Origin of the sequence: Mesorhizobium sp. M7A.F.Ca.MR.176.00.0.0, assembly GCF_004023165.1 — a bacterium.
GTDB lineage: Bacteria > Pseudomonadota > Alphaproteobacteria > Rhizobiales > Rhizobiaceae > Mesorhizobium.
In genome coordinates, this window is sequence record NZ_RZTC01000013.1 from 34,444 (window position 1) to 57,556 (window position 23,113).

Consider the following 23,113-nt stretch of genomic DNA (forward strand, 5'->3'; position numbering starts at 1 on the left):
CAGCTTCCGACGGAAAACATCATGTTCAATCGCTTCATCCTCATCGCGATCTTCGTGCCCCTGGCGGTCATCCTGATCGCACTCGCCGTTGCCAACCGCGAACTGGTCGCCTTCACGCTGGATCCGTTCAACCCCGGCAATCCGAAGCTGACCCTGACCTTGCCGCTGTTCATCTTCCTGTTCCTGGCACTCGCCATCGGCATGATCGTCGGCAGCCTGGCAACCTGGGTCAAGCAGGGCCGCTATCGCAAGCTGGCGCGCCAGCGCGGCGTCGAAGCCGAGAACCTGCGCCAGGCGGTCAGTCGTGCGCCGGCGGTACCGCAAAGCCCGGTCCAGGGATCGGCCCAGGGGGTGGCCCAAGGGTCCGCGTTGCCGAAGCCGACCGCTTGAGCCGCCCGTCGGCGGTTTTGTCCCCACGGAGTTTTACATGCTGACCATTTCGGCCGCAGAGGTCGACCATGCCCTGAGCTTTCCCGGATTGGTCGAGACGCTGCGCACGGCGTTCCGCGACGGTGCGGTGCAGCCGGTCAGGCATCATCATACGATCGAGCGGCCAGATGGTGCCGCCTCCACACTGCTTTTGATGCCGGCCTGGACCGATCTCAACGCGGCGGGCACATCGGCCGGCGGTCACATAGGCGTCAAGATCGTCACCGTGTCCCCCGACAACAATGCCATCGGCAAGCCGGCGGTGATGGGGCTCTATCTCCTGCTCAATGGCGCCACCGGCGAACCTGAGGCCTTGATCGACGGCCAGCGGCTGACACAGTGGCGCACCGCCTGTGCTTCGGCGCTTGCGGCCTCCTATCTCGCCCGCGACGATGCCTCGCGGCTGCTGGTGGTCGGCGCCGGCGCGCTGTCGCCCTTCCTCGCCAAGGCGCACTCGGCCGTACGGCCGATCAAGACCATCCGCATCTGGAACCGCACCCCGGCCAATGCCGAGAAGGTCGCGGCCGATCTGCGCGCCGAGGGTTTTGCAGCCAGCGCGGCGAGCGATCTCGATGCCGAGCTTGGGCAGGCCGACATCGTCTCCTCGGCGACGATCACGCCGACGCCGCTGATCAAGGGTGCGCTGTTGCAGCCGGGAACCCATGTCGACCTGGTCGGAGGCTTTACGCCGACGATGCGCGAGAGCGACGACGACGCGATCAGGCTCGCCCGCGTCTATGTCGACACCCGCGCCGGCGCCACCAAGGAAGCCGGCGACATCGTCCAGCCGCTGGCCTCCGGCGTGCTGAAGCCGGAAACCATCGTCGCCGATCTGCACGAATTGGCGCGCGGCCAGAAGAAGGGTCGCGAGAGCGCCGGTGAGATCACGCTGTTCAAGTCGGTCGGCGCAGCGCTCGAGGATCTTGCCGCCGGCATTGCCGTCTACAAGGCGCTCACGGCCTAGTTCGCCGGTACAGCCATTTTGGCGCTCATCGCGTCGGCGATCACACGAAAATCGTGATCCCCGATTTCGAAAAGGCCAAAGCGAAGCTGATAACCCCAGTTCGACTTGGCCATGGTGAAGTCCAGCCTGTCGAGCAGCGGCTTGATCGGCGCTTCCTCGGCCTTGGCCCACGCCACATCGCGGCGGAAGGGTGTGAAGCCGGCGCCCATATCGCCCTGATAGGGCTCGCCTTCCCGCACGATGCCGATCGCGGTGAAGGCCCGCAGGCCATCTTTCTCGCCCAAAAGAGTGTTCGGCGAGTAGTAGACGATGCCATCGCCTGGCTTGACGCGACGCAGCGGTGCCGCCTTGCCGTGGTTGACCTGCATGAAGCCGGCTGCGCGACCCCGCCGGACATGTTCGGCCGACGCCACGGCGATCCAGTACGCGCTCATTTCTGGTTACCATTGGCCTGTTCGCCATCGGACAGCCAATAGACGCGCAGGCGATGATTGTCGGGATCGAGCGCGACAAAAGTACGGCCGAAATCCATGTCGGTCGGGGTCTGCAGAATTGTCAGCCCGCGCCCGGACCAGTCGGCATGGGCGGCATCGACCGCGTCGGGCGTATCCATCGCAAACACGATTTCGGCGCCACCGCCTGACGTGGCAGCTGCCGGCTCCACCGTATGGCGCGACCACAGGCCGAACTTGAAGCCGGCATCGAGCACGAACAGCACGAAGGTCGGCGAACTTTCGACCGGCTCACGGCCGAGCAGCGCGCTGTAGAAGGCGCCGCTCTCAAGCGGCTGGTCGACATAGAGGATGATGAAATTCGGGGTGGCCATATCTGCTCTCCAAGGTTCGGTGCTTCGACTTGGCGACCATAAGATGAGCTACTGTCAGATCATGGCAGCAGTCATCTCGAACCACGCGGCTTGTCGAGCGTTGCCCGCCACTCCTTGAGCAGCGCCTGGCGACGGCGCGGATAGCGCGTGTTTGTCGCTTGGAGCTCGGCGATGCGATCGGCGCGAAAATGCCGGAAATCGTGCCGCATCTCGCACCACGCCACCACCACCCGCACCTTGTCGAAGAAGCCCAGCGCAAATGGCCACACGACACACTCGGACGCAGCGCCGCCGGCGTCGCGGTAGAGAAAGCCAAGCTTGCGCTCGTTGCGGATGGCCTGCCGCACCAGACCAAGATCGATGCTTTCGATGACTGCGGCGGGAGGGCCGACCAGCAGTGTGCTCGAGTCGAGATCCTCGCGCAGATCGTCCGGCAGGACAGCCGCGATCTTGGCCAACGCGTTGGCAGCGGCGGCCGAGAGACGCTGGTCCGGCTGCTTGGCGACCCAGCGCGAGCCGAGCACGATGGCTTCGATCTCCTCGTCGCTGAACATCAGCGGCGGCAGCATGAAGCCGGGCTTGAGCACATAACCGACACCCGCCTCGCCCTCGATCGGCGCGCCCTGGCCCTGCAGCGTGGCGATGTCGCGGTAGAGTGTGGCGAATCGAAATCCCGAGTTCATCGGCCAGCGCCTGTCCGCTCACGGGCCGGCGATGCCGGCGCAGGCACTGGATCAGGTCGAGCAGGCGTTCGGAGCGGGACATCCGGTAGATTTGCCTGTTTCTTTGACATTGGTCCATCGCGGCCAACCTGAACCGGAGAGGCCGACCTGTCGGACTTGGTTGCGAAGCCGGTTGCCCTATGTCAAAAGCGGCCACGCCGTTCGGAGTTGCCCCCGCTTGAAGTCTTTTCGCGACAAACGCCGCGACAACCGTCCACATCCATCCGCGAAGGGTGCGGCGGACGTGTCACGTCCGCGTCCCGGCCAGGCTCCCGCCAGACCGGAAGCGCCACCGCGCGAGCGCCATGAGGCGAAGACGGAAAGTCGTTCCGAACCGAACTCGGCGCCGCGCATCCTGGCCCGCCGCGAAGGCGCTCTGCCCGCCGAACATCTTCCCGTGATCCTGGAAGTGGCGCCCAATGCCGATTATGCGCTGCTCGACAGCGGCACCGGCCAAAAGCTCGAACAATATGGCCCCTACCGTATCGTGCGGCCCGAGGGCCAGGCGATCTGGCAAAAGGCCTTGCCGACAAAGGAATGGGAGCGCGCCGACGCCGTCTTCACCGGCGACACCGACGAGGAGGGTATCGGCCGCTGGCGTTTTCCCAAGCTGCCGCTCGGCGAGACCTGGCCGATGAAGCATGACGGCATCGACTATCTCGGCCGTTTCACCTCGTTTCGTCATGTCGGCGTCTTTCCCGAGCAGGCCTCCCATTGGGATCACATGGCCGGGCTGATCGCGGCGGCGAAGCGGCCGGTCAAGGTGCTGAACCTGTTCGGCTATACCGGTCTCGCCTCATTGGTGGCGGCTCGCGCCGGCGCCGAGGTCACCCATGTCGATGCCTCGAAGAAAGCGATCGGCTGGGCCCGTGAAAACCAGGAGATGGCCGGCCTCGGCAGCAAGCCGATCCGCTGGATCGTCGACGACGCGGTCAAATTCGCCGAGCGCGAGGAGCGCCGCGGCAGCCGCTACGACATCATCCTGTTCGACCCGCCGGCCTATGGCCGTGGCCCCAAGGGCGAGGTCTGGCAATTGTTCGAGGACCTGCCCGATTTGACCGATCTCTGCCGGGCGATCCTGACGCCGAAGCCGCTTGCCGTGGTGCTGACCGCCTATTCGATCCGCGCCTCCTTCTTCGCCATCCACGCCCTGATGCGCGATACCTTTGCCGGCATGGGCGGCAAGATTGAATCGGGTGAGCTGATCATCCGTGAAAAGTCCGCCGGCCGGGCGCTCTCGACTTCATTGTTTTCGCGTTGGGTGGCTGAATGAACGAGCGGCATGCAGGCGCACCTGGCCAGGTGAAGGAGGTCACCAGCCTCGCCAATCCGCTGGTCAAGGACATCAAGGCGCTCGCTCAGAAGAAATTCCGCGACCAGCAGAACGCCTTCATGGCCGAAGGGTTGAAGCTGGTTATCGATGCGCTCGATCTCGGCTGGCAGATCAGGACATTGGTTTTCGCCAAGGCCGGGCGTGGCAACGCGGCGGTGGAGAAGGTGGCCGCACGCACGGTTGCCGCCGGCGGCATGGTGCTCGAAGTGTCGGAAAAGGTGCTGGTGGCCATCACCCGTCGCGACAATCCCCAAATGGTGGTGGGCGTCTTTTCCCAAAAATTCCTCGCCTTGAAGGATGTCCGCGCCGACAATGGCGACGTCTGGGTGGCGCTCGACCGGGTGCGCGACCCCGGCAATCTCGGCACCGTCATCCGCACCGTCGATGCCGTCGGCGCCAAAGGCGTCATCCTGGTCGGCGATACCACTGATCCGTTCTCCGTGGAAACGGTGCGCGCCACCATGGGTTCGATCTTTGCCGTGCCGGTGGCCAAGGCGACAACCGAGGCTTTCCTTGCCTGGCGAGGCGGCTTCTCAGGGCTCGTCGCTGGCACCCACCTGAAAGGCGCCGTCGACTACCGCTCGGTCGATTTTTCACGCGGGCCCGTGCTGCTGATGATGGGCAACGAGCAGCAGGGACTGCCCGAAAGCCTGGCTGCGAGCTGCGACAGGCTGCTCAGGATTCCGCAAGCCGGTCGTGCCGATTCGCTCAATCTGGCCGTTGCCACCGGCATCATGCTGTTCGAGATTCGGCGCGGCGCGCTCAAGCTCGAGCCAATCCTGGACCAGCAATGAAGGTTGCCCGCCCGTGAGATCATGGTCTCCCTACGCACTGCTCGTCGTCGCGGCCATCGCGCTCGACCAGTGGATAAAATACCTGGTCGAGGCCGATCTGCCTTTTCAGGAGAAGGTTGATCTGCTGCCCTTCCTGGCGCTGTTCCGCACCTACAACACCGGCATCGCCTTCTCGATGTTCTCGTCCTTCGGCGACACCGGGTTGATCGTCATCTCGCTTGTCGTCGTTGCCTTCGTGCTGTTTCTGGCGACGCGGATCGCGCCGTCCCAGATCCTTGCCCGCACCGGCTTTGCGCTGATCGTCGGTGGCGCTCTGGGCAATCTGATCGACCGCGCCGTCTACGGCCACGTCATCGACTACATCCTGTTCCACACGCCGGTGTGGTCCTTCGCCGTCTTCAACCTTGCCGACGCCTTCATTTCGGTGGGCGCGGCACTGGTCGTCTTCGACGAGCTGTTCGGCTGGGGACGCGAACCCAAAGCCAGGCCTTCCAAGGATTGACCCCGTGCGGCCATCGCCGCACAGTTCATGTCGCCAAACAAGATCTCGGAGAAAGACATGTCCGAAACCTTCAAAGCCATCCTCGTTTCGCGTGACGCCGAGAAAAAGCAGTCGGTCAACGTAACCGATCTCACCGAGGCCGACCTGATGGAAGGCGATGTCACCGTCGCGATCGAGGCAACGACGGTGAACTACAAGGATGGCCTGGCGATCACGGGCAAGGCGCCGGTGATCCGCCACTGGCCGCTGGTGCCGGGCATCGATTTCGCCGGCACCGTCGTCTCGTCCTCGCATCCCGACTGGCGCACCGGAGACAAGGTCATTCTGAACGGCTGGGGCGTCGGCGAAACCCATTTCGGCGCCTATGCAGGCCGTGCCCGCGTCAAGGGCGACTGGCTGGTGCCGCTGCCGCAAGGCATCAGCCCGCATGACGCGATGGCCGTCGGCACCGCAGGCTACACCGCCATGCTCTGCGTCATGGCCCTGGAACGGCACGGCATCCTGCCCGATCGCGGCCCGGTGGTGGTGACGGGGGCGGCCGGCGGCGTCGGCTCGGTAGCGGTCTCGATCCTGTCCAGCCTCGGCTACCATGTCATTGCTTCCACCGGCCGCAATGCCGAAAGCCCCTTTCTGATCGACCTTGGCGCCGCCGAAGTGATATCGCGCGACGAGCTTGCCCAGCCGGCCAAGCCGCTGGCCAAGGAGCGCTGGGCCGGCGGCATCGACGCAGTCGGTAGCCACACGCTGGCCAATGTGCTGTCGATGACCTCCTATGGCGGTGCGGTCGCCGCCTGCGGCCTAGCCGGCGGCATGGACCTGCCGACCAGCGTCGCGCCCTTCATCCTGCGCGGCGTCTCATTGCTCGGCATCGATTCAGTGATGGCGCCGAAAGCAGTCCGCCTCGAGGCATGGCGCCGCATCGGCACCGACCTCGATCTGCGGAAGCTCACCAGCCTGTCCAGCACCATCGGATTCGACGGCATCGTCGATGCCGCGCGCGACATCGTCGACGGCAAGATCCGCGGCCGCGTCGTCGTGGATATGTGACTCCGCCCAACTGCCGGAAGGGATGGAATCGCCAGATCTGGTGGCAAACCCGCCGCGCCTCGGCAAAAAGCGCTCATCCGCTAAAATTCGAACGATCCGCCGCAATTTTCCATAATCTCTGTCTGGCAAGGATTTCGCATGATCGCGGAATCCGGCAGCCAACAGGCGGACACTGGCGACGACGTCGATGCGGTGCTCCCGCCGGCGTCGACGCGGCGCTTTGTCGCCGCGCCGCCGCTGGTGCCCGAGCCGGAATTCTCCAGGCGCGAAAGCCTGCCCTTTCTGACATTCGTCGCCATCGTGTTGGTGGCCGGGCTGGCGCATCTGACCGGGGCACCGATCTTCATCAGCGTCGCATTGCTGGCAACCGGCCTTGCCGGCCTTGCCTTGCATCTGCGCGCCAGGCGGAGCGAACATCGCACCTCCGCCCTTCTTGACGAAACCACTGCCCGCAGCCGCGCCGAGATCGAGACGCTGGCCGACCGCATGTGGGAGATGCAGGAGAGCGACGAGCGCTTTCGCGGCCTGATCGACGCGCTTGGCGATCTCGTCATCCATCGCGACCGCGACGGCTACATCGTCTATGCCAACAAGGTCTTCGCCGATCTCGTCGAGGTCGACCAGCGCGACCTTGCCGGCAAGACCCTGGCAGAACTGGGCATCGAGGTCGGCATGGTTCCCGATGCCGCCTTTTCCGACCATGAGTGTCTGAGTTCCACCGATGTCTCCATCAGCACGCCGAGCGGGCAGCGCTGGTTCTCTTGGATCGAACTGTCGGTGCGCGACAAGGACAGCGGCGCCGTTTCACACCGCGCCATCGCCCGCGACATCACCGCCCGCAAACGCGCCGAATCGTCGCTGATCACCGCACGCGAACGGGCCGAATATGCCAGCCAGGCCAAATCGCGCTTCCTCGCCACCGTCAGCCATGAAATCCGCACCCCGATGAACGGCATCATGGGCATGGCCAGGTTGCTCGCCGACACCAGCCTGTCGCCGGAGCAGCAGACCTATGTCGGCGCCGTCTCGACCTCGGCCAGCGCATTGCTTGCCTTGATCGAGGATCTTCTCGACTATTCCAAGATCGAAGCCGGGCGTTTCGACCCCGAGCCGCAGCCGATGTCGGTGCGCGAGATCGCCGACAACATCATCGAATTGCTGGCAGCGCGCGCCTTCGCCAAGGATATCGGACTGGGTTGCCATGTCGAACCCGACGTGCCGCAATTGATCACCGCCGATCCGGGCAAGGTCAGGCAGGTGCTTCTCAACCTCATCGGCAACGCCATCAAGTTCACCGACAGCGGCGGCGTGCTGGTGAGCATAGCACGCGCACGCACCGAAACCAGCGACCGCATATGCTTCACCATCGCCGATACCGGTCCGGGCCTGCGTGACGCCGACCTGGAGCGCATTTTCGAGGAATTCGAGCAGGCCGACGGCACGTCGACACGCACCCATGGCGGGGCCGGCCTCGGCCTTGCCATCTCCAGGCGCCTGGTGGCCGCCATGGGCGGCACGATCTCGGTATCCAGCCGGCTCGGCCAGGGATCCGAATTCGTCTTCGAAATCCCTGCGACAGCTGCCACCGAAGCGCCGCAGGGCCACCAGAATGCTCTCTCGGGCAGACGCGCGGTGATCCTGTCGAAGAACGCCGTCGAGGCCGACGCCATCGCCCGCACCATCCGCGCCAATGGCGGAGCGGTCGACATCGCCACCACTGCAGCACAGGCCGCGCCTTTCGCCGCCGGCTGCGATGCGATCCTGGTCGATGCAGCGATGGAAGAAGGCGACGGAAGGCTGCTCAAGCGCCTGCGCCAGAGCGGTTTCTCCGACTGTGAGGCGATCACGCTGATCGCGCCGACCGATCGCGGCATGCTTGGCGAGTTCCGTGCCAGCGGCTACGCAACCTTCCTGGCCAGGCCGGTGCGTGGCGGAACACTTCTGCGTGTTCTGCTGAGCAGCCATGCTCCGAGCCTCGGCCCGCCGCCGCCGGAAAAGCGCGGCGCACCGTCGCTGCGGGCCGTCGGCAACCGCCAGCGCGGCCTGTCAGTGCTGATCGCCGAGGACAATGACATCAACGCCATGCTGGCCCGCGCCACGCTGCTGAAGGCCGGGCATCGCGTCAAGGTGGTCGGCAACGGCAAGGCCGCCGTCGAGGCTGTCACCGGCGCCGCGCACAAGGACCGCTTCGACGTGGTCTTGATGGATCTGCACATGCCGGTCATGGACGGGCTGGACGCGATCGCCGCCATCCGCCGCCATGAGGAAGAAAGTGCCGTGCGGCCGGTGCCGATCATGGTGCTGTCGGCCGACAGCCAGGAAAAGACCCGTCATGCGGTGTTGGCCCATGGCGCCAGCGGCTTTGTCACCAAACCGCTCGACCCCGAAGCGCTGGTCAATGCCGTCGAGGGGCAGGTCGTCGCGGCCTGAGCTTTCCACCGCCATTCGGCACAGGCGATCACTTAAACGTAGCCGGTTGATCGTATTCGCCAGCCGACGAAGTATTGCCCATGACGTCGTATCACGGTACTGTCACAATCCTGTTGCACCTACACCGTATCCCCGTGCCAAGAGGGATGGCTCGAAGGAGAATCACTCGTGCATACAGTTATGCCGGAATGTGACACTCGGCCGAACGCCAGCAGCGCCTTGCTTGCCGGACGTAACGTCGATTCCGTCATAAAGGGCGCTGCGCTGGGCCGTATAGGCAATCTTGAAGTGCGGCTCGCTCGCAACGAGGCCGAGATCGCGGCCGCGCAGGAAGTGCGCTACCGGGTGTTCTACGACGAACTTGGCGCCAGGAAGGACCTGTTCCAGGCCCATGACCGCCGGGACGCCGATCGGTTCGATCCGCTCTGCGACCATCTGCTGGTTTTGGACACCACGCTTTCCGGTCCCGAACATCGCCGCATCGTCGGCACATATCGGCTGCTGCGGCAAGAAATCGCGGCCACGGCCGGTGGCTTCTATTCCGAAGGTGAATTCGAGCTGACCAAGCTCATCGCCCGCCACCCCGGCCAGCGTTTCCTTGAACTCGGCCGCTCCTGCGTTTTGCCGGAATACCGCTCGAAGCGCACCATCGAGGCGTTGTGGCAAGGCATCTGGGCTTACATCAATCATTACGAAATCGGTGTGATGACCGGCTGCGCGTCCTTTCACGGCACCGTGCCGGCGGCGCATGCCGAAGCGCTCACCTATCTCGCCCACCACTGCCGGACGAATTCGGCCTGGGACGTGCGCGCGGTGTCCGGGCGCTATTGCTCGATGGATCTGATGCCGATCGAGGCCGTCAATGCCAAGGCGGCGATCGCCGCGATGCCGCCTTTGGTCAAGGGCTATCTGCGCGTCGGTGCCCGCATCGGCGATGGTTGCGTCATCGATCGCGAATTCTCGACGGTCGATGTATTCGTCGTGATGCCGGTCAAGGAGATCGGCGCACGCTACGTCAACTATTATGGCGGCGAAGCCCAGCGCTTCGCTGCGTGACGCTGGCGAATAGCGAATAGCGAATAGCGGGAGCTATCTCGCTCAACCCCTATTCGCTACTCGCTATTCGCTATTCGCTTCCTTTCACAAAATATCCTCCGGCCGCCTGCCGGGTCGGCTCTTGTAGGACGGAAACGACCAGCCGAATTTGAGCGCACCACCGCGCACGAGGAACGCCGCCGCAAAGCCGGCAAGGTTTGAGGCGAGCGGCGGCAGTCCGGCAAGATCGCCAAGCGTGTAAAGCCCGGCACCTGCAAGGGCCGCCGTGACGTAGATTTCGGGCCTGAGCAGCACCGATGGCTCGCCGGCCAGGAGATCGCGCAAAATGCCGCCGAAAGTGGCGGTGAGCACGCCGGTGATGACGGACACGACCGGCGAGCCGGTAATCGCAAGCCCCTTGGCCGCGCCCATCACCGAAAAGGCGGCGAGCCCGATGGCGTCGAGCCAGAGCAGCCACTTCCAGCGCGATTCGACACGATGCGCGCTGAAGAAGACCAGCACCGCAACCGCGGCGCAGACCAGCACATAGCCGGAGTTGGCGACCCAGAAAACCGGCAGGTTGAGGATAACGTCGCGAAGCGTGCCACCGCCTATCCCGGTGACGCTGGCCAGGAACAGGAAGCCGATGATGTCGAGCTGCTTACGCGAAGCCGCCAGCGCCCCGGTCGCCGCGAAGACGGCGACACCGGCATAGTCGAGAAGCGCGATGGCATTCATGCAGACCAGGGGAGTAAGGGAAGAGGAGAATAGGAGAGTATGTTTATCACAAAGCCGCACCGTTGGTACGCTCCCTTACTCCCTTACTCCCTTACTGCCCTAACTACGCATCCTTCTCAGCCTGCTCGTTCACCGGCCCCGGCTCAACCGGTGCTTCAGCGGCGGCGAACTTCGGACCACCCTTGGCGACGCCGACCATGGCCGGGCGCAGCACGCGGTCGCCGATCGAATACCCCGGCTGCACGACCTGGACCACGGTGTTGGCCGGGACATCCGGATTGGGCACTTCGAACATCGCCTGGTGGAAATTGGGATCGAACTTCTCGCCTTCAGGCGCGAGCTTCTTGACCCCATGCCGTTCCAGCGCCGACAGCATGGCGCGCTCGGTGAGGTCGACGCCTTCGATCAGCGCCTTGAAGCCGGCGTCACCCGATGCCTTGGCCTCGGCGGGAATCGCATCCAGCGCGCGGCGCAGATTGTCCGACACCGACAACATGTCGCGGGCGAAATTCGCGACCGCGTAGGTGCGCGCATCGTGCACATCGCGCGCCGTGCGGCGACGCAGGTTTTCCATCTCCGCCGCCACGCGCAGCGCGCGGTCCTTCAGCTCTTCATTTTCCTTCAGCAGCCGCACAAGGGCTTCATAGTCGCCGTCGGTGCTGCCTTCCGTGCGCTCGGCTGCGGGCTCGGTCGCCTCGACTTCATCGGGCGCGCGTTCGTCTTTTGCCTGGTCGCTCATCGCCGTTTCCCGTCAATCTCGAATGATGTGGATTTTGTGCCCGATATCGATGTTTGGCGGCCAAAAATCAAGGGGTAAGCGACTATGGAAGCCGCCGGCCAAGGCCGGGCAATGACAGGCAAGACATTTCGACTTTAATTCAAATTTTACCTTAACCGCGGGCTTTGCTTGCCATACAGGCATGATGGGGGAACCATTCTCTTGCTGCAGGAGTTTCGAAGCCGACACAGGATTTTGAGATGATGACCCGCAACATGGGCGAAAAGGCAGAGGGGCTGGCCATCGAGATCAGGCGCCAGTTCGGCGCCGAGGCGGTGACCCGCTTTCTGCGCACCTTGCCGGCCTTCCGCACCGAGGCCGACATCCCCGATCGGTTCAGAGAACTGCTCGACCGCCTCGATGGGGCGGAGCGCGGTGACATCGGCTGGCGCCGGCCGTAACGCAACAATCGATCTTGGCAGCAAACCTCCTATCGGCAATAGCCGGGGAGAGCCGAACCATCTAAGGATAGATGTGTTGTGGTTCAATGGAGGACGTAAATGCGCAAGGTTTCGATCACCTCATCGCTGATAGCGTTTGTCGGCCTCGGCGCCATCACCTTGGCGGCCTTTCCGGCACAAGCAGACAATCTTCAGCTGCAATTGGGCAAACATGGCCCGCGGCTGAAGCTCATGGAAGATTGCGACCCCGCCTACGACGATTGCGAAGGCCCCCGTCGCGACGATCGGCGCGACCGCCGTCAACGAGGCTGCACGGAAGACCGGGCTCTCGACAAGGCAGACCGAATGGGCATCCGCCGCGCAAGGATAGAGTCCGTCGGCCGCCGGGAGATCACGGTCCGCGGCAGACAGGGCGGCGACCGCGTGCGCGTGACTTTTGGCACCGAGCGCGGCTGCCCTATCCTCGATCGCGAATAGCGATCGACCTCAGCGGAAAACCGACGCTCAGAGCCATCAGCAGGTCGATCTGGCGGGTCGGCAGGCTCGATCGCCAAGCTACGCGACAATTACGCACAGTAATTTTGCGTGATGTTGCCTTGCGGCGGCGAGGCGCCCCGCCTATGCTTCCTGATGAACATGATTTCCCCTGAGGCGGTCGCCAACAGCAAGCGCGCCTGGTTGAAGATTCTCGCCCGCTACAAGAAGCCTGACAGGCGGCGCAGCGCCGTCGAGCTCGCCATCACCCTCATTCCATTCGCCATACTCTGGGGGCTGTCTTCGGCGGCTTATGCCTATGGCCATTGGTGGGGACTGGTCCTCATCCTCCCCGCGGCCGGGTTTCTGGTGCGCATCTTCATGATCCAGCACGATTGCGGCCACGGCTCCTTCTTCGCCAATCGTTACGCGGACGACTGGATTGGCCGCGCGCTCGGCATCCTGACGCTGACGCCCTACGATTGCTGGCGGCGCGCCCACGCGACGCACCACGCCAGCGCCGGCAATCTTGACGAACGCGGCATGGGCGACATCCGGACGCTGACCGTTGCAGAATACCGGCAGATGTCGTGGCGGGGCCGCCTCGCCTATCGTCTCTATCGCCATCCGCTGGTGATGTTCGGGCTCGGTCCGATCTGGCTTTTCATCTTCGAGCAGAGGCTACCCGTCGGCATGATGCGCGGCGGCCTGACCCCTTGGGTGTCGTCGATGACCACCAACCTTGGCATCGCGGTCGCAGCAGCCGTCCTTATCTGGTTCGTCGGCCCGGGCGCTTTCCTGGTGGTTCACCTGCCGATCGTCATCCTCGCCGGTTCGGCCGGCATCTGGCTGTTCTACGTCCAGCACCAGTTCGAGGAAACGGAATGGGCGAAGGATGCCGACTGGGAATTCCAGCACGCCGCCTTGCACGGATCGTCGTATTACGACCTTCCGCCGGTGCTGAACTGGCTCACCGGCAACATCGGTGTCCATCACGTCCATCACCTCTCGGCCAAGGTGCCGTGCTACCGGTTGCAGGAAGTGCTGCGGGATTATCCCGAGTTGCGCGACATAGGCCGGGTTACGCTGCTCGAAAGCCTGCGCTGCGTCAAACTGGCATTGTGGGACGAAAACCGCCGCAAGCTGGTGTCGTTCCGTGAGGCACGGGCGGCGGCTTAAGCAATTCCAGGAGAAGTGTGAACGGTTTTCCAGGGAAAACGCGTAGCGTTTTCCCTGGGCAATTGCGTCACAACAAAAAGACCGCCGCGCCATGGGCGCCGCGGCCTGGAGCTCCGATCAGGCAGCCCTGATCATGTCGGCGGCCTTTTCGGCGATCATGATGGTTGGGGCATTGGTGTTGCCACCAATCAGTGTCGGCATCACCGAGGCGTCGACGACACGCAAAGCTTCAAGCCCGCGCACCTTGAGTTGCGGATCGACCACCGCCATCTCGTCGACCCCCATCCGACAGGAGCCGACCGGGTGATAGACCGTGTCGGCGCGGGTACGGATATGGGTCATCAGATCGGCATCGCTCGGCTCGCCGGCGATGTGCATTTCCTTGTGCCGGTAGCGCGTCAGCGCCGGCGAAGCCAGCACCTGCCGGGTGATCCTCACGCCTTTCAGCAGCAGTTCCGCATCGCGCTGGTCGCCGAGAAAGCGCGGATCGATGCGTGGCGCGGCAAGTGGATCGGCGCTGGCCAGCCCAACCTCGCCACGCGAGTGCGGTCGCAATATGCAGACATGACAGGAAAAGCCGAAGCCGTAGTGCAGCGTGCGCGCATGGTTTTCGACGAGCCCGATGACGAATTGCAGCTGCAGGTCAGGGCGCTCAAGCGCCGGGTCGGATTTGACGAAAGCGCCGCTCTCGGCCGACGGCGAGGCGATCAGCCCGGTTCCATCCCGCCGCCACTGCGCGATGTGCCTGAGGAAACCCCACGCGCCGCGCGGGCTCATACCGAGCATATCGGTGTCCTTCGATCTCCAGCCGACGATAAAATCGAGGTGGTCCTGCAGGTTCTTGCCGACGCCCGGCAATTCGTGGACGACGGGAACGCCATGCACGGCAAGTTCGGCCGCCGGGCCGATACCCGACAGCAACAGAAGCTGCGGCGAACCGAAGGCACCGCCACAGAGGATCACCTCGCGCGACGCCTGTGCCACGGCCTCGCCTTTGCGTGTCCGGTAGCGGATACCGGTGGCGCGCTTGCCGTCAAGGACGATGCCTGTGGCGTGCGCCCGCGTGATCACAGTCAGATTGGTCCGCTGCATCACCGGATGGAGATAGGCGGCGGCAGTCGAACAGCGCTCGCCATTACGGGCGCCACCGGCAAACTGGGTCACCTGGAAATAGCCGGCGCCCTCTTGTTCCGGTCCGTTGAAATCATCCGAGGCGCGAATCTGGTTTTCGGCACAAGCCTCTATGAAGGCCTTGGCGATCGGCCTCGGCGAGCGCTGGTTCGACACTTTCAGCGGGCCGTCCCCGCCATGCAAGGCATCGGTGCCGCGCTCATTGCACTCGGCGCGCCGGAAATAGGGCAGAACCTCATCCCACGACCAGCCCTCGCAGCCCAGATTTGCCCATTCGTCATAGTCGCTGCGATGGCCCCTGACATAGAGCATTGCATTGATGGCGCTGGAGCCGCCCAGCGCCTTGCCGCGCGGCTGGTAGCCCTTGCGGCCGCCAAGACCTTGCTGCGGCACGGTTTCGAAGGCCCAGTTGTTTATCCTGGGCCGGCCGGAAAGCATGCCGATAATGCCAGCCGGAGCACGGATCAGCATATCCCTGCCCCCGCCGCCAGCTTCGATCAGGCAGACCGTTTTCGAGGGATCTTCCGAAAGCCGTGCGGCAAGCGCACAGCCGGCGGACCCACCGCCGGCTATGACATAGTCGTAACGCATGAAGACCCCTCCCCGATCGTCCACGGATTTTCCATCCGGATGATCAAGAGAAGGCCTGAACACGGCTGATGTAAAGACGCGCGGAATTACCGCAACGTCAGCTGCTGCGAACGCGCCGCCAGGAGTATTTCGGGCCTTTTGGTTCCGGCACGGCGGCTGGCTGGTAGTAGAGCCCCAATCCGCCGGTGCGGCCCTCCTCCAGGCGCTTCAACAGCACCGCATTGGAAATCTCGAACTCGTCGAAGCCTAGCCGCAGCATATGCGGCAGTTGGTCCACCAGCACCTGGCCCGTGGCGCGAACGGCACCTTCGAAATGGTAGCGGCCGCGCAGCAGTTCTCCCTTGGAGAAGGAGCGGCCGTCGCTGAAGGCCGGGAAGGCCAATGCCACCAGCGACAGCTGGTCGAGCAGCTCGGCAATCTTCTCGAGCTGATCACCCGGCTGCAGCAGGACGCCGAGCCGTTCCTTGGCCGAGCGGCGCACCTCCGGATCCAGATCGAGGAAGACTTGCAACGGCAGGATGAAGCGGCCGTTGCCGGACAGCGCATCGGCGCTTTCGCCATGCGTCCACTCATCCTCGTGAAAACCCGCAGGGGTCCAGAGTCGGGTCTCCGGTGTCGTCGGTCCAGTCATCAAAAAGTTCCTAAATAGTCAAACGAACCAAGGATGTGTTGAGATTCAGGTCAGGCTGAGTCGAAAATGGCGGCTTCCGAGAACCGGAGCGGAGCGTACTTGAAGTACGTGAGCACCGGAAGCGCAGGAAGCTGCCGTTTGCAAGCCAGCCTCACCTGAATATCAGCATATCCTAAAGGGATGCGTCGGTCAGCGACTTCTCCAGCCCCGACAGGTGAATGCCGCACTCGGTCTTGGCATGACCGGCCCAGCGGCCGCTGCGCGCGTCCTCGCCCGGCTGCACCGGCTGCGTGCACGGGAAGCAGCCGATCGACAGATAGCCATAGGCGACCAGCGGATTTTCGCGCAGCGCATGCGCGCGCATGTAGTCCGCCTGGTCCGATGTCGTCCAATGCGCCAGCGGATTGATGCGGATGCGCGGCCCGACCGCCTCGAACACCGGCAGCGCTGCCCGCGTCGCGGCCTGGAAACGCTTGCGGCCGGTGAGCCAGGCTCGAAATGGCGCGACACCGCGCGCCAGCGGCTCCACCTTGCGCACGTCGCAGCAGGCGTCGGTGTTGCTCTGATGCAGATTGCCCGTCGGATCGATCCGTTCGAGTGCTGCTTCCTCGGGTTTGATCACCCTTATGTTGGTCAGCCCGAAATCGGCGGCGAGCGCGTCGCGATAGCCGAGCGTCTCCTCGAAATGCTTGCCGGTGTCGAGGAAAATGACCGGCAGCGTCCGGTCGATCTTGGCGATCATGTGCAGCAGCACAGCCGAATCCGCGCCGAACGACGACACCGCCGCGATCTCGTCGAGGAACAGTTCGCGGGCCGAGCGTTCGATGATCTCGATCGGCTTCAGATGACCATAGAGCGCATCGAGCCCCGCCGCTTTGGCGGCGATACCGTCATCGACGTCTCCAATAGGGTCAAGCGGCCTTGGCTTCGCCAGCATAGAGCGCCTCCTTGAACGGCGCGGGACCGACTCGGCGGTAGGCGTCGATGAATTTCTCTTGTGGGCCGAGCCGGAGGCCGAGATAGGTCTCGACGATCTGCTCGATGGCGTCGGTGATCTCTTCCGACGAGAAGCCGCGGCCGATGATCTCGCCGACCGAGGTGTTTTCGTCGGCCGAGCCGCCCAGCGTCACCTGATAGAGCTCAGAGCCCTTCTTCTCGACCCCGAGGATGCCGATATGGCCGACATGGTGATGACCGCAGGCGTTGATGCAGCCGGAGATCTTCAGCTTCAGTTCGCCGATCTCGCGCTGCCGCTCAAGCGAGGCGAAGCGGCGCGAGATTTCCTGCGCGATCGGGATCGAGCGCGCCGTGGCCAGCGCACAGTAGTCGAGGCCCGGGCAAGCGATGATGTCCGATATCAAATTGGAATTGGCTGTCGCCAGACCGATGCCGACCAGCGCATCATAGACTGCCTTGAGGTCGGCGCGGGCCACATGCGGCAGGATCAGGTTCTGCTCATGGCTGACACGCAGTTCATCAAAGCCATATTTCTCGGCGATGTCGGCGATCGCTTCCATCTGGCTGTCCGAGGCGTCCCCGGGCACCTCGCCGATGCCCTTCAGCGAGATCGTCACCGCTGCATAGTCGGGATGGCGGTGCGTCACGACATTCTGGTCGAGCCACTCCGAGAACCCTTTGGAATCGAGCCGCGCCAGCTTGACCGCTTGGTCGCCTTCCGGCCGTCCGGCGAGCACCGGTGGCGCGAAATAGGCCTCGATGGCGCGGATGTCGGCTTGCGGCAGCTTCAGCTCGGCGTCCTTCAACTCCAGCCACTCGGCCTCGACCTGGCGGGTGATCTCCTCGACGCCGGTCTCATGGACGAGGATCTTGATGCGCGCCTTGTACTTGTTGTCGCGGCGGCCATAGAGGTTGTAAACGCGCAGGATCGCCGTGCAGTAGGACAGAAGGTCGGCTTCCGGCAGGAAATCGCGGATCTTGCGGGCAACCATCGGCGTGCGGCCCTGGCCGCCGCCGATATAGACGGCGAAACCGAGTTCGCCGGCGGCGTTCTTCTTCAGGTGCAGGCCGATGTCGTGGGTCTGAATGGCGGCGCGGTCGCGCTCGGCACCCGTCACCGCGATCTTGAACTTGCGCGGCAGGAACGAGAATTCCGGATGCACCGACGACCATTGGCGCAGGATTTCCGCGTAGGGACGCGGATCGGCGACTTCGTCGGCGGCAGCGCCGGCGAAGTGGTCTGCGGTGACGTTGCGGATGCAATTGCCGCTGGTCTGGATGGCATGCATCTCAACGCTCGCGAGATCCGCCAGGATCGCCGGAATGTCCGACAGCGCCGGCCAGTTGAACTGGATGTTCTGGCGGGTGGTAAAATGGCCATAGCCCTTGTCGTATTTGCGGGCGATGTGACCAAGCATGCGCAACTGCTTGCCGTTCAGCGTGCCGTAAGGCACCGCGATGCGCAGCATGTAGGCATGCAGTTGAAGATAGACGCCGTTCATCAGCCTCAATGGCCGGAACTGGTCCTCGGTGATCTCGCCGGCAAGACGACGCTGCACCTGGTCGCTGAACTCGGCGACGCAGGCCTGGACAAAATCGTGGTCGAACTCATCGTAACGGTACATGCTTGGTCTTTCAGGGCGCGTCCGCCCATGCCTGGTGTCTTGGTTATGCTGCCCGCGCAGCCTGCTTGCCGAGATCGTTGCGGATGGTCGGGCCGGCGGCGCGGATCTTCTCGCGCAGCCGCACCGGTTGGACGACGCCGTCGACGACCTCAGCGTCGATCAAATTGACGTCGACCACTTCGTTGGCGGCATAGGCCTTGGCGCCGATCGCCTCGAGCCTGTCCTCGGCTGCCTTGTCATGGGCGAGGTCGGCATGGTCCACCGTCTCGGCCCAGCCGCCATCGGCGTACCAGACGGCAATGCCGTCGGTGAGGCGGTTGGCGGTCAGTATCTTCATGGCTGAACTCCTTCGGCGACCGAACTGGAAGCACCTTCATGCCTGTGTGCCGCCAGCGGCTCGGATCGCTCAAAGTTGGCGCCTGCGACCGCATCGCCGATGATGGTCATGACCGGGCCGGAAAGATCGGCGCGCGCTTCCAGCGACGGCAGGTCGGCAAGCGTGCCGTGGAAGCGACGCCGGTTGGCGAGGCTGGCATTCTCGACCACGGCCACCGCGGTGTCCGGCGACAGACCGGCCTCGATCAGCCGTCCGGCAACCTCGGCGGCCACCGAGCGGCCCATATAAACGGCAACGGTGGCGCCGGAAATGGCGAGCTTGGCCCAGTCGGGCAGCGAATTGCCCTTGAGGTCGTGGCCGGTGGTGAACACCATCGACGAGGAGACACCGCGCAAGGTCAGCGGCAGTTCGAAATCGGCGGCGGCAGCAAAGGCCGCGGTGACACCCGGAACCACCTCATAGCCGATTCCGGCATCGCGCAGTGCCGCCATCTCTTCACCGGCCCGGCCGAACACCAGCGGATCGCCCGACTTCAGCCGCACGACGCGCTTGCCTTCACGGCCAAGCTCGACCAGCAGCGCATTGATCTCGGCCTGGCTCTTGGTGTGGCAGCCCTTGCGTTTTCCGACCGGCAGGCGCTCGGCATCGCGGCGACCCATGGCAACGACCGCCTCGGGCACCAGCGCATCATGGACGATGACATCGGCTTCCATCAGCAAGCGATGGGCACGCAAGGTCAAAAGATCCTCGGCGCCTGGGCCGGCGCCGACCAGGGCGATGTGGCCCGTAGCAGGCGCATTCGACAGCAACAGATCGACGGCGGCGTCATGCGCCTGCGAAAGCTGGCCGGCTTCGGCCGCGCGGGCAGGAGCGCCAGCGAAGAAATCATTCCAGAAGCGGCGGCGGGCATTGCCTCTCGGCAGCAGCTTCTCGGCAGCCCCGCGAAACGAAGCGGCAAGAACTGCCAGCGGGCCGAGCGAGGGCGACAGCATGCGGTCGATGCGGCCGCGCAGCATCTGGGCAAGCACCGGGCCTGCGCCTTCCGTGCCGATAGCGATGGCGACCGGGGCGCGGTTGACCAGCGCCGGGGTGAAGAAATCGCAAAGCTCAGGTCGATCGACGGCATTGACCGGAATGCTTAAGCGGCGCGCATCGGTGGCCACGCGGCGGTCGAGTTCCTCGTCGCCGCTGGCGGCAAACACCATGACCGCGCCCTCGAGCTGCGATGCGTCGTAAGCGGCGGCAAAATGGTTCGTGCCGGTCTGGGCGATGAAGGCCAGCAGGTCCGGCTCGGTGTGTTCCGCGATGATCCGCAGGACCGCGCTTGACTGTCCGAGCAGCCGCGCCTTGGCCAGCGCCTCTTCGCCGCCGCCGACGATGGCCACGGTCTGCCCCTCGACCCGCATGAAGACGGGGAAGGCATGGAGTTTGGGAGCAGTGTGCGACATGGGCGCGAGTGGAATCCTGAACAGGCTTGCAGTTCTACGCGCGAGCGCGAGAAACCAGAAGGAACGCACTCGCGCATCCCTCATCGGGATGCAATCGCTTTTCTGAAAGCGTCTCGGCCAAGAGAAAAATATTCCTCGTTGGCGGACGGAGTGGATTCAAGCTGCTGTCGCAGACCTTGATTTGTGGGTCTTTTAGCGCCCGACGAGAAATGCCGCAAAACAGTTTTTTCTAAATTCTACCAATTTAGTAGATTAAAGCCGCAGGCCTTGGACAACCCGAATGGCCGACACCTGCGAGGGCCTGGTTGGAACATTACCGGTTCGGGGCGCGTTCCCTAAAAAGCCCATCGCGTCAGATCGAAACCCGGCCGCGGCATGTCACAAGATGCCCGAGCGGCCCAAAAAAGGAGCCTGTCATCATGAGCACAATCAACCTGAAGCACGGTATCTGGGTCATGGTGGCCGATGGTGAGAAGGCGCTATTCCTCAGGAATTCCGGCGACACCAAATTCCCCAATCTCGAGGTCGTGCAGGAAATGCAGCAGGACAACCCGCCCACCCGCGAGCAAGGCAGTGACAGCCCGGGCCGATATAATGATGGTCCCTCCATGCACCGCAGCGCGGTCGAAGACACGGACTGGCACCGCATCGGCAAGGAGCGTTTCGCCGATGAAATCGCCGCCCGGCTCTACAAGCTCGCGCATGCAGGCAAATTCAACGAGATCGTGCTCATCGCGCCGCCGCTGGTGCTCGGAGCCATGCGCAAGAAGCTGCACAAGGAAGTCGAGGACAAGGTGACAGCTGAGATTCCCAAGACACTGACCAACCACGCTATGCCAGACATCGAGGCCCTGCTGCAGGCAGCCTGATCGCTGTCGATCGATCGCGCCGGATCGAAACGAAATATCATTGCGCGAACCTCACATCCGACCGGCGGCTTCTTCGACCGTCGGTCAGGTTTTTGCGCCCGCACCGGCGATTTCATGGCTTTGCGGGTTGCATCCCCGACACCCCATCCACCATATTGCAAACAGGCGGCGGCTTCGGGCGGCGCACATCCGACATCACCGACTTGAAAGGCGCTCCATAGACAATGCCGCATGACACGCCCCTTATCGCCACCATCGTCGCCGGTCTGGGGCTGGCTTTCGTCTTCGGCGCTCTCGCCAACCGCTTCCGTATTCCGCCGCTGGTCGGCTATCTCGTAGCCGGCGTGTTGGTCGGGCCGAACACGCCCGGCTTCGTCGCCGATGCCGGCCTTGCCAACGAACTCGCCGAAATCGGCGTCATCCTGCTTATGTTCGGCGTCGGTCTGCACTTCTCGCTGAAGGATTTGCTGTCGGTGCGCGCCATCGCTGTGCCCGGCGCCATCGTCCAGATCGGCTTTGCCACCGCGCTCGGCGCCGGGCTGTCGTGGATGCTCGGCTGGTCGATGGGTGCGGGGCTGGTTTTCGGCCTGGCGCTGTCGGTCGCCTCGACCGTGGTGCTGCTGCGCGCGCTGCAGGAGCGGCGGATGATCGAGACCGAGCGCGGCCGCATCGCCGTCGGCTGGCTGATCGTCGAGGACCTGGCCATGGTGCTGGCGCTGGTGCTGCTGCCGGCGCTGGCCGGCGTGCTCGGCGGCCAGGAGCAGGCGGACGCCCATGCGAGCGGCCTGCTGTCGCTGCCGGCCAGCTACGGCATCTGGGGCGTCGTCGGCATCACGCTGGCCAAGGTCGCCGCCTTCGTCGTCGTCATGCTGGTGGTCGGCCGCCGGGTCATCCCCTGGATCCTGCACTATGTCGCCCACACCGGCTCGCGCGAGCTCTTCCGGCTGGCGGTGCTTGCCATAGCGCTCGGCGTCGCCTTTGGCGCGGCCAAACTGTTTGGGGTCTCACTGGCGCTGGGTGCCTTCTTCGCCGGCATGATCATGAGCGAGTCCGAGCTCAGCCACCGCGCGGCGGAAGAATCGTTGCCGCTGCGCGATGCCTTTTCCGTGCTGTTCTTCGTCTCGGTCGGCATGCTGTTCGACCCGTTCAGCCTGATCAGCAATGGCTGGCCGATCCTGGCGACGCTGGCCATCATCGTCATCGGCAAATCGTTGGCGGCCTTCGTCATCGTTGTTGCCTTCGGCTATCCCTTGGCCACCGCACTGATGATCTCGGCGAGCCTTGCCCAGATCGGCGAATTCTCCTTCATCCTGGCCGAGCTCGGCGTCGGGCTGAAACTGTTGCCCGAACAAGGTCGCGACCTCATCCTGGCCGGCGCCATCCTGTCGATCGTGCTGAACCCGCTGATGTTCCTGGCCATCGACTGGATGAAGCCATGGCTGGAGCGGCGCGCCGCCAGGACGGCAGCGCCGGTCGAGGCAAAGCCGGTTGGTCCGGCGACGGAACCGGGCCAGGTGGCCTCTGTTGCGGCAACGGCGAAAAGGGAGGACGGGCCGCCGCCCAAGACGGCACTCACCGGCCATGCCATCCTCATCGGCTACGGCCGTGTCGGTGGCCTGGTCGGCTCGGCGTTGAAAGACGCGGCACTGCCCTTCCTGGTCATCGAGGACGCCGACAAGACGCTGGCGAGGCTGAAAGCGGACAGCATCGAGGCCGTCGCCGGCAATGCGGCCAATGCCGAAGTGTTCGCCGCCGCCAATCCCGAAGGCGCCAGCCGGCTGATCCTTGCCATCCCCAATGCCTTCGAAGCCGGTCAGATCGTTCTCCGAGCCCGCGCCGCCAACCCTGGCATCAACGTCATCGCCCGTGCCC

General features: G+C 64.2%; 23 protein-coding genes and 1 pseudogene. 13 read left to right on the top strand and 11 right to left on the bottom strand.

What is annotated here, in order from left to right; genetic code table 11:
- Positions 1-21 precede the first annotated feature (21 nt).
- Both EOB59_RS06945 and EOB59_RS06950 read left to right on the top strand, forming a co-directional pair.
- Entirely contained in the window at positions 22-390 is a 369-nt protein-coding gene (locus EOB59_RS06945) for a LapA family protein (RefSeq protein WP_128288028.1), read from the top strand.
- 37 nt (positions 391-427) lie between these two features.
- Positions 428-1,393, top strand: coding sequence for an ornithine cyclodeaminase family protein (locus EOB59_RS06950; RefSeq protein WP_128288029.1), 966 nt, complete (start codon positions 428-430; stop codon positions 1,391-1,393).
- Here the strand turns inward: EOB59_RS06950 and EOB59_RS06955 are convergent.
- The 3 genes and pseudogenes from EOB59_RS06955 to EOB59_RS06965 all read right to left on the bottom strand — a co-directional run bounded on the left by EOB59_RS06955 (position 1,390) and on the right by EOB59_RS06965 (position 2,984).
- Positions 1,390-1,827, bottom strand: coding sequence for an EVE domain-containing protein (locus EOB59_RS06955; protein WP_128288030.1), 438 nt, complete (start codon positions 1,825-1,827; stop codon positions 1,390-1,392). The genes EOB59_RS06950 and EOB59_RS06955 overlap by 4 nt on opposite strands.
- Complete coding sequence (locus EOB59_RS06960) at positions 1,824-2,219, bottom strand: VOC family protein (RefSeq protein ID WP_128288031.1); 396 nt, start codon at positions 2,217-2,219, stop codon at positions 1,824-1,826. Before EOB59_RS06960 ends, EOB59_RS06955 begins: the two co-directional genes overlap by 4 nt.
- A gap of 71 nt (positions 2,220-2,290) precedes the next feature.
- Positions 2,291-2,984, bottom strand: a pseudogene (locus EOB59_RS06965) (YafY family protein).
- A gap of 135 nt (positions 2,985-3,119) precedes the next feature.
- Here EOB59_RS06965 and EOB59_RS06970 point away from each other — a divergent pair.
- The 6 genes from EOB59_RS06970 (at position 3,120) to EOB59_RS06995 (ending at position 10,103) form a co-directional block, all read left to right on the top strand.
- Positions 3,120-4,214 carry a class I SAM-dependent rRNA methyltransferase gene (locus tag EOB59_RS06970; protein WP_128288032.1) on the top strand — a complete coding sequence of 365 codons (1,095 nt, stop codon included), beginning with the start codon at positions 3,120-3,122 and terminating at the stop codon, positions 4,212-4,214.
- On the top strand, positions 4,211-5,068 hold the full coding sequence (locus EOB59_RS06975; protein ID WP_013529576.1) for an RNA methyltransferase: 858 nt from the start codon (positions 4,211-4,213) through the stop codon (positions 5,066-5,068). Before EOB59_RS06970 ends, EOB59_RS06975 begins: the two co-directional genes overlap by 4 nt.
- A gap of 13 nt (positions 5,069-5,081) precedes the next feature.
- Positions 5,082-5,570: a signal peptidase II gene (lspA, locus tag EOB59_RS06980; RefSeq protein ID WP_127269341.1), complete on the top strand. Its 489-nt coding sequence runs from the start codon at positions 5,082-5,084 to the stop codon at positions 5,568-5,570.
- A gap of 57 nt (positions 5,571-5,627) precedes the next feature.
- Positions 5,628-6,617, top strand: a complete 990-nt coding sequence (locus EOB59_RS06985; RefSeq protein ID WP_128288033.1) for an MDR family oxidoreductase — start codon at positions 5,628-5,630, stop codon at positions 6,615-6,617.
- Positions 6,618-6,755: 138 nt separating this feature from the next.
- Positions 6,756-9,047: a PAS domain-containing hybrid sensor histidine kinase/response regulator gene (locus EOB59_RS06990; RefSeq protein ID WP_128288034.1), complete on the top strand. Its 2,292-nt coding sequence runs from the start codon at positions 6,756-6,758 to the stop codon at positions 9,045-9,047.
- 180 nt (positions 9,048-9,227) lie between these two features.
- Complete coding sequence (locus EOB59_RS06995) at positions 9,228-10,103, top strand: GNAT family N-acetyltransferase (RefSeq protein ID WP_023812526.1); 876 nt, start codon at positions 9,228-9,230, stop codon at positions 10,101-10,103.
- 84 nt (positions 10,104-10,187) lie between these two features.
- On the opposite strand, the gene EOB59_RS07000 is transcribed toward EOB59_RS06995, so the two are convergent.
- Both EOB59_RS07000 and grpE read right to left on the bottom strand, forming a co-directional pair.
- The gene (locus EOB59_RS07000; protein ID WP_127319279.1) at positions 10,188-10,820 is read right to left on the bottom strand and encodes a trimeric intracellular cation channel family protein; all 633 of its coding nucleotides are present in this window, start codon (positions 10,818-10,820) and stop codon (positions 10,188-10,190) included.
- 103 nt (positions 10,821-10,923) lie between these two features.
- On the bottom strand, positions 10,924-11,559 hold the full coding sequence (gene grpE, locus EOB59_RS07005) for a nucleotide exchange factor GrpE (protein ID WP_027161324.1): 636 nt from the start codon (positions 11,557-11,559) through the stop codon (positions 10,924-10,926).
- A 239-nt stretch (positions 11,560-11,798) separates the two neighbouring features.
- On the opposite strand from grpE, the gene EOB59_RS07010 reads away from it, so the two are divergent.
- The 3 genes from EOB59_RS07010 to EOB59_RS07020 all read left to right on the top strand — a co-directional run bounded on the left by EOB59_RS07010 (position 11,799) and on the right by EOB59_RS07020 (position 13,652).
- Complete coding sequence (locus EOB59_RS07010; RefSeq protein ID WP_127319283.1) at positions 11,799-11,999, top strand: hypothetical protein; 201 nt, start codon at positions 11,799-11,801, stop codon at positions 11,997-11,999.
- A 99-nt stretch (positions 12,000-12,098) separates the two neighbouring features.
- A complete protein-coding gene (locus EOB59_RS07015) occupies positions 12,099-12,476 on the top strand; it encodes a hypothetical protein (RefSeq protein ID WP_127269664.1) in 378 nt (125 codons plus the stop codon).
- A 153-nt stretch (positions 12,477-12,629) separates the two neighbouring features.
- The gene (locus EOB59_RS07020; protein WP_127273297.1) at positions 12,630-13,652 is read left to right on the top strand and encodes a fatty acid desaturase; all 1,023 of its coding nucleotides are present in this window, start codon (positions 12,630-12,632) and stop codon (positions 13,650-13,652) included.
- A gap of 117 nt (positions 13,653-13,769) precedes the next feature.
- Here EOB59_RS07020 and EOB59_RS07025 read toward each other — a convergent pair whose 3' ends face one another.
- From EOB59_RS07025 to cysG, 6 genes are all read right to left on the bottom strand, one after another.
- Positions 13,770-15,374, bottom strand: coding sequence for a GMC family oxidoreductase N-terminal domain-containing protein (locus EOB59_RS07025; protein WP_128288035.1), 1,605 nt, complete (start codon positions 15,372-15,374; stop codon positions 13,770-13,772).
- A 97-nt stretch (positions 15,375-15,471) separates the two neighbouring features.
- The gene (locus EOB59_RS07030; RefSeq protein ID WP_128288036.1) at positions 15,472-16,005 is read right to left on the bottom strand and encodes a DUF934 domain-containing protein; all 534 of its coding nucleotides are present in this window, start codon (positions 16,003-16,005) and stop codon (positions 15,472-15,474) included.
- A gap of 172 nt (positions 16,006-16,177) precedes the next feature.
- Positions 16,178-16,942 (bottom strand): phosphoadenylyl-sulfate reductase, encoded by a 765-nt coding sequence (locus tag EOB59_RS07035; protein WP_127397818.1) that lies wholly within the window; start codon positions 16,940-16,942, stop codon positions 16,178-16,180.
- Positions 16,917-18,587 carry a nitrite/sulfite reductase gene (locus tag EOB59_RS07040; protein ID WP_128288037.1) on the bottom strand — a complete coding sequence of 557 codons (1,671 nt, stop codon included), beginning with the start codon at positions 18,585-18,587 and terminating at the stop codon, positions 16,917-16,919. The genes EOB59_RS07035 and EOB59_RS07040 overlap by 26 nt, the downstream gene beginning before the upstream one ends.
- Positions 18,588-18,630: 43 nt before the next feature.
- Entirely contained in the window at positions 18,631-18,924 is a 294-nt protein-coding gene (locus tag EOB59_RS07045) for a DUF2849 domain-containing protein (RefSeq protein WP_127397820.1), read from the bottom strand.
- Positions 18,921-20,372 (bottom strand): siroheme synthase CysG, encoded by a 1,452-nt coding sequence (gene cysG, locus EOB59_RS07050; protein WP_128288038.1) that lies wholly within the window; start codon positions 20,370-20,372, stop codon positions 18,921-18,923. Before cysG ends, EOB59_RS07045 begins: the two co-directional genes overlap by 4 nt.
- A 419-nt stretch (positions 20,373-20,791) precedes the next feature.
- Here cysG and EOB59_RS07055 point away from each other — a divergent pair, with 419 nt between their 5' ends.
- Both EOB59_RS07055 and ybaL read left to right on the top strand, forming a co-directional pair.
- Entirely contained in the window at positions 20,792-21,241 is a 450-nt protein-coding gene (locus tag EOB59_RS07055; protein ID WP_128288039.1) for a host attachment family protein, read from the top strand.
- Positions 21,242-21,465: 224 nt separating this feature from the next.
- Positions 21,466-23,113 (top strand): YbaL family putative K(+) efflux transporter (gene ybaL / locus EOB59_RS07060; RefSeq protein WP_245486556.1); only part of this gene is annotated, 1,648 nt, incomplete at its 3' end.

Coding starts and splice junctions, on each gene's coding strand:
- EOB59_RS06945 (WP_128288028.1), top strand. CDS start 22: ATGTTCAATCGCTTCATCCTCATCGCGATCTTCGTGCCCCTGGCGGTC.
- EOB59_RS06950 (WP_128288029.1), top strand. CDS start 428: ATGCTGACCATTTCGGCCGCAGAGGTCGACCATGCCCTGAGCTTTCCC.
- EOB59_RS06955 (WP_128288030.1), bottom strand. CDS start 1,827: ATGAGCGCGTACTGGATCGCCGTGGCGTCGGCCGAACATGTCCGGCGG.
- EOB59_RS06960 (WP_128288031.1), bottom strand. CDS start 2,219: ATGGCCACCCCGAATTTCATCATCCTCTATGTCGACCAGCCGCTTGAG.
- EOB59_RS06975 (WP_013529576.1), top strand. CDS start 4,211: ATGAACGAGCGGCATGCAGGCGCACCTGGCCAGGTGAAGGAGGTCACC.
- EOB59_RS06985 (WP_128288033.1), top strand. CDS start 5,628: ATGTCCGAAACCTTCAAAGCCATCCTCGTTTCGCGTGACGCCGAGAAA.
- EOB59_RS06990 (WP_128288034.1), top strand. CDS start 6,756: ATGATCGCGGAATCCGGCAGCCAACAGGCGGACACTGGCGACGACGTC.
- EOB59_RS06995 (WP_023812526.1), top strand. CDS start 9,228: ATGCCGGAATGTGACACTCGGCCGAACGCCAGCAGCGCCTTGCTTGCC.
- EOB59_RS07000 (WP_127319279.1), bottom strand. CDS start 10,820: ATGAATGCCATCGCGCTTCTCGACTATGCCGGTGTCGCCGTCTTCGCG.
- grpE (WP_027161324.1), bottom strand. CDS start 11,559: ATGAGCGACCAGGCAAAAGACGAACGCGCGCCCGATGAAGTCGAGGCG.
- EOB59_RS07010 (WP_127319283.1), top strand. CDS start 11,799: ATGATGACCCGCAACATGGGCGAAAAGGCAGAGGGGCTGGCCATCGAG.
- EOB59_RS07015 (WP_127269664.1), top strand. CDS start 12,099: ATGCGCAAGGTTTCGATCACCTCATCGCTGATAGCGTTTGTCGGCCTC.
- EOB59_RS07020 (WP_127273297.1), top strand. CDS start 12,630: ATGAACATGATTTCCCCTGAGGCGGTCGCCAACAGCAAGCGCGCCTGG.
- EOB59_RS07025 (WP_128288035.1), bottom strand. CDS start 15,374: ATGCGTTACGACTATGTCATAGCCGGCGGTGGGTCCGCCGGCTGTGCG.
- EOB59_RS07030 (WP_128288036.1), bottom strand. CDS start 16,005: ATGACTGGACCGACGACACCGGAGACCCGACTCTGGACCCCTGCGGGT.
- EOB59_RS07035 (WP_127397818.1), bottom strand. CDS start 16,942: ATGCTGGCGAAGCCAAGGCCGCTTGACCCTATTGGAGACGTCGATGAC.
- EOB59_RS07040 (WP_128288037.1), bottom strand. CDS start 18,587: ATGTACCGTTACGATGAGTTCGACCACGATTTTGTCCAGGCCTGCGTC.
- EOB59_RS07045 (WP_127397820.1), bottom strand. CDS start 18,924: ATGAAGATACTGACCGCCAACCGCCTCACCGACGGCATTGCCGTCTGG.
- cysG (WP_128288038.1), bottom strand. CDS start 20,372: ATGTCGCACACTGCTCCCAAACTCCATGCCTTCCCCGTCTTCATGCGG.
- EOB59_RS07055 (WP_128288039.1), top strand. CDS start 20,792: ATGAGCACAATCAACCTGAAGCACGGTATCTGGGTCATGGTGGCCGAT.